Raw genomic sequence first — 8,166 nt, 5'->3', positions numbered from 1 at the left:
AATGCTGATAAAACACGAATAAAACAATTATTTCAAAATTTAATCAGCAATGCAATTACGCACATTGACAAAGAAGAAGGGAAAGTTGAAGTTAAATTTACAGAGTTAAAAACATATTGGAAATTTTCTATTTCTGATAATGGAGTGGGAATTGCGGAAGCATATCATGATAAAATCTTTAAAATATTTCAAACCTTAGACAGAAAAGGAAAATCGACAGGAATAGGTTTGTCAATTGTGAAAAAAATTATAGAACTTTATAAAGGAACTATTTCTTTAGAGTCGGAAGAAGGAAAAGGAACTACGTTTTTCTTTAAATTAAAAAAATAATATGCAGTTAGATAGCCCCAATTTATCGTACATAAAAGAGCTTGCAGATGGTGATACTGAGTTTGAAGCAAGCTTGATTTCGATCTTAAAAAAAGAGCTTCCTAAAGAAAAAGAAGCCTTTATAGAAAGTGTTCAAGCAAAAAACTATCAAAATTCCGCGGAACATGTGCATAAAATTAAACATAAAATTAGTATTTTGGGACTCGAAAAAAGTTATGACTTTGCAATTGCTTTTGAGGAAGAATTAAAAAATGACGATCCCAAACGATATGAAACATTTCTCAAGATTTTGCAAAACATGGAAGAATTTTTAATGACTATATAAGCCTACCTACTTATGAAATGTATAATTGTAGATGATGAAGCAGCAGCAAGAGCTATAACCAAACAATTGAGCAAAAAGATTGAAGAACTTACTATTGCTGAAGAGTTTGAAAATGCTATTGATGCTATAAAATATCTAAATGGGAATACAGTCGATCTGATCTTTTTAGACATTCACATGCCTACATTTTCTGGATTTGATTTTATTCAAACCCTAAAAAATCCACCACTAGTAATTCTTACAACTTCCGACAAAAATTTTGCGTTAGATGCTTTTGAATACGATTGTGTAGTTGATTATTTAGTAAAACCAATTACACCTGAGCGTTTTGCCAAAGCGGTAGCACGTATCAAAGAAAGAGTTGTAGTAACTAAAGAAGAAGAAGAGCCAACTATAGCAACTACTGAAGAAGCGTCGACTGTTGGAAATGATTTGTACGTTAATATAGATCGTAGATTGGTCAAAATTAATGTGCCTGATATTTGTGTGATAGAGGCCAAAGGTGACTACATTAAAATAAAGGCAGAAGACAAAAACTACGTCGTACACTCTACACTTAAAAAAATAGAAGAAAAGCTTCCAAATCATTTATTCTTAAAAGTACATCGATCATATATCATCAATACAACTAAGATTGTAGATATTGAAGATAACAGTGTTTTAATAAAACAAGATGTAATTCCTGTAAGTAGAGCCAACCGAAAAGAGTTGATGCAACGCTTAAATCTCCTATAACTTAGAACATTTGTTTAAGCATTTGTAACATTTGATGGACGTTTAGAACATTTTACGTCAGAAGTTATGTTGTGTAAGATTATTTTCTTACCTTAAAATCACTAAAAATAACCTACTTAGTTTTATGAGATGGAAAGGAAATAAAAAATACAAAGAAGTCATTACTGAAGATGGCTATCATTTAAAAGCAGAATACATGCAAGATAGCAAATATTGGTGGATTGTTTACAAAAACGGAGAAGTCTTATATCGTGCTATTGCCGAAAGCGAATTTGCAACGAGTTTGCAAACTGCCCAAGCCAAAGCGCAACAACGCATGATAAGACACCTAAAAAGTATGACTTGCTAAAACACATGAGTTTTTAAAAAATTAAGAGTAGCGTTGAAAACACATCAATTTAGTAATTTTGAAAGTGTTTCCAAATCGCTTGGTCTTGGTGCATTGTTTGTTACAATTGTGCCATCATCGATAATGAGATATTGCGGAATGCTCACTTGTGCTTTTTCTTTAAAATTAGGTTGTATTCGTTTAAATTTACTACAGTTTTATTATTCTAAAGTACAATATCATCTACCGGATTTTTAACACTAACAAAATTTACATTTGATCCTGAGGCTATAATTGTAGCCGTTTTAATTTCTTTAGTGCAGGAAGCTAGAATAAATAAAAAAGCGAGATACACTAGTTTTTCACGTTAAAAATGATTTTAAATATACATAAATAACTAAGGTTCTTATTTCGATTTCAATTAAAAAATCAGAACAAGAACCTTAGTCATTACAGCAACTCAAAACCGTATTGTTTCATGTTGCTTAGCAAATTTATTTGAAGCTTTTACTTCTTTGATTTTGTTTTCTTCTTTACAGGCGGCGGCGGCGGAAGTAGTTTTCCGTTTTTATCTACCAATTTGCTATCTTCATTAAAAATAAATGTTCTGCCATTTTTAACTACAGAAAAGTGCTTCTTTCCATTAATCATGATGTTATTTACTTTTTCACCTTTCATGATTTTATGCATAAAGTTAACAGCCTTTGCATTTTTTTGATCTGGACCAGAAACTTTAACTGCTTTTATCTTTTCTGGAGCTGGCGGCGGCGGTGGCAATCGGACACTTTCATCACTATTTGAATTGCTAATTGTAATGTCGTAAATATGATTCTTTTTCAAGATAGCAACTGCATCATTTACTACTTTTTCAGAAACAGCTTTGTCATAGCGAATTGACGCAGTGGTGTGACTTTTCTTTTGAATCTTTTTTAATTCAATTTTAACAAACTTATCCAGGCTTTTTAGCTTACAAACATAATCGTCATTTACTAAAAATTGTTCATTTTTGTTGATAAGCAGTTCAATGTCTTTTTGTTTGACTTGCTTTTGAACTCCTTCTGTATATGGTGCTTCCATTTCGTTCGGACCATTCTTTTTATCTACATAATTAATAGATAATTTATTAGCCTTAGCAAGTTCATGGCGCAAGTTGTTTTGTACATTTGATCCTACTTTTTTATTTTTGATGAATATATTATTGCTATGTTTCCCTTTTTTAAAATGTAGTACCGCATTTTTACTTAATGGACTCCCAAAATCTTTCACCATCGCATTAAAGCCAGATTTGGTATACAATTGTACTTGATACGGTTGTGGAAAACGCTTGCTTCTTGCGTTATTGTATACAAAGCTTTGTGTGTAATACACGATGGAATTATTAGAAATTGCTTCGTTATTAACTACTTTTCCATCAATCCAAATTGCAAATTCAGAGTTGTTTCCCCAATCATTCAATTGTTTTTTAGTAGGATTCTTTACAGATGGTTTGGGCGGCGGTGGCACTAACAATGCTTTCTCTTCAGTGGTAAGCTGTGCATAGTTTTTAGTTACTTTATTGCCTTTTGAATCTTCAAAAATAAATGTTGCATTTTTATAATAATCGGCTTTCGGGTCTTGTGTTTCTGTTATAAGTATTTCTGTGTCGGAAGTTTTTTGCGATTTCGTTATTTCTTTAGCAATTACTTTTGTACTAAATAAAAATAGCGCGCCTATAAAAACTGGAATCGTGAGCGTAGCTGTAAGCCAAGCGCGTACACGTGTGGTATGTTTTGTCATCATTTGTAATCTTTTTTTAGTTACGGAAAAATTCAAATTACTGGCCAAATGTAAGTTGTGATTCCGATCTGCATTCTTCAATAATAAATGTTGATATGCAGGAATCTTTGTGTTTGATTTTAATACAGCATCATCTGCTAAAAATTCATGATTGAGCTGTATGGCCTTTTTATAATAAATAAATAATGGATTGAACCAAAATACAATCTGGATCAATTCAATAAAAATAATATCTAGCGAATGCTTTTGCGAAACATGCGCCAATTCGTGTGTGTATAATTCTTCTGCGATATTTTGCGTATCGTAGGCTTCTTTTTTTAGAAAAATATAGTGTAAAAATGTATGTGGCAATACGTTTTCTTTCAGCAATACCAAAGAAGCTTCTCTGTAGCGAACACGCACACTTTTAATGATTTTATAAAAAATTCGGTATATATTTCTAATAAAACGGAAAAAGAATAATAAATATCCAATTGCATACAAACTAATGGTTGCTATAATCCACGGAGCAATTGTGGTAGTTTCCTGAGCATTTTTAGTGTCAAAATCAGTAATTCCGGCAGTAGTTAGTGCTTCAAAATTTGCGGCAGTTGCACTTTCTGCAAGAGGTATTTCTACAGTAGTTTCCATTGTAATAAAAGGAACTATTAGCGCAAAACACAATCCGAAAAGTAAATAATATCTGTTAAACGTATACATACGTTCACGCTCCAATACTATTTTATACACTAGTAAAATGAGTGCCAAACATAATCCTGATTTGATAATATATATGATCATTCCGTTTTATCTTTTATTTGTTGATCAATAATTTTACGCAATTCTTTTAACTCAGTATCTGATAAATTTGTCTCTTTTGTAAAGAAAGAAGCAAATTGTGATGCAGAATCATTAAAGAAATTTTTGATTAATCCGTTTAAATGATTTGAAAAATAATCAGCTTTTTGAATCAATGGATAATATTCTCGTGATTTCCCAAACGTTTTATATGCAACGTATCCTTTATCAGTCATGCGCTTCAATAAAGTGGCAATGGTCGTTGTTGCAGGTTTTGGTTCGTTATATTGTTCCAAAATATCTTTCATAAAGGCTTTTTCAAGCTTCCATAAATGCTGCATCAATTGTTCTTCTGTTTTTGATAATTTCACACGTCAAAATTTTAAGTATTGTTTTGATTGCTTGTAAAAGTGAATGCAATTATTTTGGTCGACATCAAAATAAAAACAGTTCATTTTATACCAATCACTGTAATATTACTCTACAAATGTAGAATATAAATTTTGATTCTACAAATGTAGAGGTAAAATGTTTTGCGAATTTGTGTTGTTCTGACTTTTTTAAGATGTACCACTTTCGTGGGAATTTCCCCGTTTCATAGGAACTTCGCGTTAAGGATAGAGGCATTGTTGAAGCTCCTCGAAGAGAGCGACTGCCGAAAGCCTGACCTTCGTTTTTTTCGGAGGTAACGCCCAAAATGATATATTTTAGATATTGAAACAAGTTCAGTACAAAAGAAAAATCCGCTACTAAGAGCGGATTTTGAAGTGTATGTGTTTACTTAGAAAGTTCTGTAAAGTATTTGTAGAACAGCGGAATGGTTTCAATTCCTTTGAGATAATTGAAGATTCCGAAATGTTCGTTTGGCGAATGAATTGCGTCGCTATCCAATCCGAATCCCATTAAAATAGTTTTACTTTTTAGTTCTTTTTCAAATAGTGAAACAATCGGAATACTTCCGCCAGATCGTTGTGGAATTGGTGTTTTTCCAAATGTATCTTCGTACGCTTTGCTTGCTGCTTTGTAGCCAATATTGTCAATTGGAGTTACATAGCCTTGTCCGCCATGATGCGGCGTTACTTTTACCGTGACACCTTTTGGCGCAATGTTTTCAAAATGTGTTTTGAATAATTCTGTAATTTCTTTCCACTCTTGATTCGGAACCAAACGCATTGAAATTTTAGCATACGCTTTGCTTGCAATGACGGTTTTGGCACCTTCACCTGTGTATCCGCCCCAAATTCCGTTAACGTCTAAAGTTGGTCGAATAGAGTTGCGTTCGTTAGTTGTGTAACCAGCTTCTCCGTATACCGAATCAATGTCCAAGGCTTTTTTGTACGCTTCTAAAGAGAAAGGTGCTTTTGCCATTTCGGCGCGTTCTTCTTTTGATAAATCTTCTACTTTGTCGTAAAATCCTGGAATGGTAATGTGATTGTTTTCATCATGTAGCGAAGCAATCATTTTTGATAATACATTGATCGGATTCGCTACAGCGCCACCGTATAATCCTGAGTGTAAATCACGATTTGGACCTGTAACTTCCACTTCTACATAGCTTAATCCGCGTAAACCTGTTGTGATAGATGGTTGCGTGTTGCTAATCATTCCCGTGTCGGAAATTAAAATAACATCGTTTGCTAGTTTTTCTTGATTGCGTTCAACAAACCAAGCCAAACTTTCGGAACCAACTTCTTCTTCACCTTCAATCATAAACTTTACGTTGCAAGGCAATTGATCGGTTGCGGTCATTAATTCCATGGCTTTTACATGCATGTACATTTGCCCTTTATCATCACAGGCACCGCGCGCGAAAATGGCGCCTTCTGGGTGAATGTCTGTTTTTTTGATGATGGGTTCAAATGGGCCACTTTCCCAAAGATCTAATGGATCTGGCGGTTGTACATCGTAATGTCCGTATACAAGTACTGTTGGTAAGTCGTCTGAAATATGTTTGTGTCCGTATACAATAGGATATCCGGGCGTTTCGCAGATTTCTACATGATCGCAACCAGCTTTTTCTAAACTAGTTTTAATGGCAGTAGATGTGTCAATAACATCTTGTGTATACGCTGGATCGGCGCTTATTGAAGGAATTTTTAAAAGTTCGATGAGTTCATCTATGAAACGGTTTTTATGCGCTTCTACATAGGATTTTATAGTATTCATGAAGTGTGTTGAATTTTCTAGATACTCAAATGTACTAAAAAAGAGGGAAAAAATACGTTTGACTTGCTTTGAATATTAAAAATGTTCTTTATATTTGCAGCCACATTTGCGGGTGTGGTGAAATTGGTAGACACGCTAGACTTAGGATCTAGTGCCTCACGGTGTGAAGGTTCGAGTCCTTTCACCCGCACAACAAACGAAAGCCGAAGTTGAAAGACTTCGGCTTTTTTGTTTGGGTACAACATAGGTAAAACATTTTTTTTGAACTAAGCTTTTAAGGTTTATCGATTGTTTAATACTAATTTGCTAAGTAAAGAGGTTATTTTGTCTTCAAAATAGATTATTTTATAAAGCTTGAGTATAGACTGTAAAGAAGTCCATTCCTTAGGTAGCTTAAATCCTTTTGCTTTTATGTTTTCGTTTGAGATATCAAAAAATATTTTCCAATGTAATTTTAATATCCGTACCTAAGAGAAAAATTATTCTGGTTTAGGCGAGTATAAGATTAATAGAATTATTATTGCTTTTTAAAATTCAAATACAATAATTACATGTTTTATAAGTTTTTACCTATATTAACCTCAGAATCAGTTTCCCCTTAAAGCCTAACTTTTATGATTAAAAAAACAAAAGTTACTTATGAAACGTATTTTTAGAGTATTTCTCTTTTTTATTTTGACTGTTTTTCTGAGCGTTTTAAGTTGTCAGCATGATGATAGCGTAGATCACACTCATCAATCAAATACACAAAAATCAGAATTTATTATTCAAATCGAAAGTGGTAAACATTTTCAAGATTTTAATTCAACTGTTTATAAGAAACTAAAACAAACATCGCAAAGCGTCGCATCAGCAAGCATTGGCAAAAATGATAGTAACGGCAACACTTTCTCTCTTAATCTGAATACAATTCAAATCATCGAACGGAATACCTATACACAATATACAACACCTGTTATCGGTCATAAAGACCAAGAAACGCATCTGATTAATTATATGTTGATTGAGTTTGATGATGGGGCTGAATATCAATTTCTGATTAAATATCCACGTATTATAAACAATCAAGTTGAGAGCCTAGATCATGCAAACGCTGTTATGGAAGCGATCAATGGTGAAACGATTCTCAATAAAAGTGGTATTGGTAGTCCGCGTCCATGTTTAGAGGGTGTGCCCGAAATTGTTGATAGTGTGCAGCAATATATATGTACAGAAACACCATGTACAGGAGATGAACATCATACTTGGGGTGAAGAATGTGAGTGTGTTGATCTTTCTTATTGTACGATGCCGACACGAAGTTGTGGCTGGCAAACGGTTAATGTTTGGGGATGCTCTGGTGGTGGAACAAGTACAGGAAGCGGAAGCGACCCAACCGCAGACGGTGGCAGTAATCCTCCCAATGATACTGACCCAGACGATCCAATTGAAACTGTACCTTTTGTTCCTAACTGGGAACGTGTTGTTAATTGTATTAATGGCGGTGCTATGGGAAGTTTTGATAACAGTCTTCCTCTGTCAAGTGATGATATTAGTTGGTTACAAACTCCTACAGGAAGTGTTTATGCTGACGCAATAGTTAACCTCAATACAAATCCGTGTGAAGAAAATAAAGAATTTATTGATGAAGCCATTGAAGCATTGCGTAATAATGGTGAGGTAGATTTTGAGGAAAAAATAATTTTAGACCCAAGTTTTACAGGTAAAGCAAAATGTATTTATAATTAAA

At 33.6% G+C, this 8,166-nt stretch carries 8 protein-coding genes and 1 tRNA gene; 6 read left to right on the top strand and 3 right to left on the bottom strand.

What is annotated here, in order from left to right:
* The 4 genes from AB8B65_RS08160 to AB8B65_RS08145 form a co-directional block, all read left to right on the top strand.
* Positions 1 to 330, top strand: a 330-nt coding sequence (locus AB8B65_RS08160; RefSeq protein WP_405300408.1) for an ATP-binding protein, incomplete at its 5' end; no start/stop codon positions are given.
* A gap of 1 nt (position 331) precedes the next feature.
* Entirely contained in the window at positions 332 to 655 is a 324-nt protein-coding gene (locus AB8B65_RS08155) for an Hpt domain-containing protein (RefSeq protein ID WP_405300406.1), read from the top strand.
* Positions 656 to 667: 12 nt separating this feature from the next.
* Positions 668 to 1,390 carry a LytR/AlgR family response regulator transcription factor gene (locus tag AB8B65_RS08150; RefSeq protein ID WP_405300405.1) on the top strand — a complete coding sequence of 241 codons (723 nt, stop codon included), beginning with the start codon at positions 668 to 670 and terminating at the stop codon, positions 1,388 to 1,390.
* A gap of 124 nt (positions 1,391 to 1,514) precedes the next feature.
* Positions 1,515 to 1,739, top strand: coding sequence for a hypothetical protein (locus AB8B65_RS08145; protein ID WP_405300404.1), 225 nt, complete (start codon positions 1,515 to 1,517; stop codon positions 1,737 to 1,739).
* A 486-nt stretch (positions 1,740 to 2,225) separates the two neighbouring features.
* Here the strand turns inward: AB8B65_RS08145 and AB8B65_RS08140 are convergent, their stop codons facing one another.
* The 3 genes from AB8B65_RS08140 to AB8B65_RS08130 form a co-directional block, all read right to left on the bottom strand.
* Positions 2,226 to 4,274 carry a M56 family metallopeptidase gene (locus tag AB8B65_RS08140; protein ID WP_405300403.1) on the bottom strand — a complete coding sequence of 683 codons (2,049 nt, stop codon included), beginning with the start codon at positions 4,272 to 4,274 and terminating at the stop codon, positions 2,226 to 2,228.
* Positions 4,271 to 4,642 carry a BlaI/MecI/CopY family transcriptional regulator gene (locus tag AB8B65_RS08135; RefSeq protein ID WP_405300402.1) on the bottom strand — a complete coding sequence of 124 codons (372 nt, stop codon included), beginning with the start codon at positions 4,640 to 4,642 and terminating at the stop codon, positions 4,271 to 4,273. Before AB8B65_RS08135 ends, AB8B65_RS08140 begins: the two co-directional genes overlap by 4 nt.
* A gap of 406 nt (positions 4,643 to 5,048) precedes the next feature.
* A complete protein-coding gene (locus tag AB8B65_RS08130) occupies positions 5,049 to 6,437 on the bottom strand; it encodes a dipeptidase (RefSeq protein WP_405300401.1) in 1,389 nt (462 codons plus the stop codon).
* Positions 6,438 to 6,545: 108 nt separating this feature from the next.
* Here AB8B65_RS08130 and AB8B65_RS08125 point away from each other — a divergent pair.
* Together AB8B65_RS08125 and AB8B65_RS08120 are read left to right on the top strand one after the other, a co-directional pair.
* Positions 6,546 to 6,627, top strand: a tRNA-Leu gene (locus AB8B65_RS08125).
* A gap of 449 nt (positions 6,628 to 7,076) precedes the next feature.
* Positions 7,077 to 8,165, top strand: coding sequence for a hypothetical protein (locus tag AB8B65_RS08120; protein ID WP_405300400.1), 1,089 nt, complete (start codon positions 7,077 to 7,079; stop codon positions 8,163 to 8,165).
* The last annotated feature ends 1 nt before the right edge of the window (position 8,166 follow it).

Source organism: Kordia sp., assembly GCF_045105435.1.
Lineage (GTDB): Bacteria > Bacteroidota > Bacteroidia > Flavobacteriales > Flavobacteriaceae > Kordia.
The sequence above is the reverse complement of the archived record's forward strand: the minus strand, read 5'-3'. Positions and strand labels throughout refer to the sequence as shown.

Bases quoted from the DNA above. Each gene is read 5' to 3' on its own strand.
- AB8B65_RS08130 (WP_405300401.1), bottom strand. From the start codon at position 6,437: ATGAATACTATAAAATCCTATGTAGAAGCGCATAAAAACCGTTTCATA.
- AB8B65_RS08150 (WP_405300405.1), top strand. From the start codon at position 668: ATGAAATGTATAATTGTAGATGATGAAGCAGCAGCAAGAGCTATAACC.
- AB8B65_RS08140 (WP_405300403.1), bottom strand. From the start codon at position 4,274: ATGATCATATATATTATCAAATCAGGATTATGTTTGGCACTCATTTTA.
- AB8B65_RS08145 (WP_405300404.1), top strand. From the start codon at position 1,515: ATGAGATGGAAAGGAAATAAAAAATACAAAGAAGTCATTACTGAAGAT.
- AB8B65_RS08120 (WP_405300400.1), top strand. From the start codon at position 7,077: ATGAAACGTATTTTTAGAGTATTTCTCTTTTTTATTTTGACTGTTTTT.
- AB8B65_RS08155 (WP_405300406.1), top strand. From the start codon at position 332: ATGCAGTTAGATAGCCCCAATTTATCGTACATAAAAGAGCTTGCAGAT.